At 68.7% G+C, this 1,204-nt stretch carries 2 protein-coding genes; both read right to left on the bottom strand.

From position 1 onward, the window contains the following. Positions 1-632, bottom strand: a 632-nt coding sequence (locus tag ACEN88_RS32205) for an OmpP1/FadL family transporter (RefSeq protein ID WP_413346281.1), incomplete at its 3' end; no start/stop codon positions are given. Between the two features lie 132 nt (positions 633-764). Further along, positions 765-1,204, bottom strand: a 440-nt coding sequence (locus ACEN88_RS32200; protein WP_413346279.1) for a hypothetical protein, incomplete at its 5' end; no start/stop codon positions are given.

Genomic DNA, 1,204 nt, shown 5'->3' with positions numbered 1-1,204 from the left:
ATGCCGGTCACCGAACTTTTCGCGCTGCTGCCGGCGGCCTGCGCGGCGGCGATCGAGCCCGGCACGTCCACGCCCTGGCGCAGGCTCGCCTTCATGTGTTCGATGTCCATGCCGAAGCCGAAGCTGTGCTGCTCGGAGAGCTTGAACGCCACCGACGGGTTGATGTTGATCGATTCCAGCTTGATGTTGGTGAGCGAGTAGCGGCCCGACCAGTTGTCGTCGTAATCCAGCTTGGTGCCGTACGGGACGAACACGCCGACACCGGCCGTCCACTGGTTGTCGATCCTCTGGCTGTAGTACAGCGTCGGGGCGGCCACGACGCTCGGCGCGTAGTCGTCCTGCGCCTTCACGCCGCCCGTGGACGTCCTGGTGAAGCGGGTCGAGCCGGCATCCTGGAACGTCGAGTGCGGGACGACGGCGGTGATGCCGCCGACGATCTGGCGCCCTTCCAGGCGCGACATGCCGGCCGGGTTGGCGAAGATGGTGGATGCGTCGGCGGCTTCGGCGCCGTTGGCTTCCGCCGTGCCCTGGGCGGACACGCTCTGGGAGCCGAAGCGGTAGCCGGAAGCGGTCGCGTCGAGCGACGCGCCCAGGGCCAGGGCGACGAGCAGGGTCAGGTGTTTCTGGTTCATCGGTCTCACTCCAAGTATCGATTCTGAGCCCGCCCCCGGGCCGGAAAGGCCGGGGTCGGCGGGAGCCGAAGCATACACTATTTCGTACGACCGTTCTATTTTTGCTCGCTTCGGTTGCGTAACGGACACAGGTCAGGACCGCAGCAGGCGCAGGTCGACGATGCGGTAGCTGGCCTGTTCGCGCCCCTCGCCCGTCATGATGAACGCGCCGGCACCGAGACGGTACAACTGCCCGCCACCGGCCGGGATCATCACGTGCACGCGCGCGGCCACGCACGCGACGCGGCGCTCGCCCGCGCGCACGACCAGCACCTGGCCTTCTTCCGCCGGCACGTGGTTCGGCCGGCGCAGGTCGACGACGGGAATGGCCCGATCTCCCCAGCGCATCGTCGCGCCGGGCGTGTCGACCAGCGGCAGCACCCGCTCCAGCGCGTCGAGCGGCGTGGCGGCGAGGCCGTCCGCGTCGAACACGACGTAGGCGGTGTCGTTCCGCTTGCCGGCGCGTTCATCATGACGGGCGAGGGGCACGAACAGGCCAGCTACCGCATCGTCGACCTGCGCCTGCTGCGGTC

It is taken from the genome of Massilia sp. CT11-108, from assembly GCF_047302915.1.
Taxonomy (GTDB): Bacteria; Pseudomonadota; Gammaproteobacteria; order Burkholderiales; family Burkholderiaceae_D; genus Telluria; species Telluria orientalis.
This window is presented reverse-complemented; position numbering and strand designations above follow the sequence as displayed.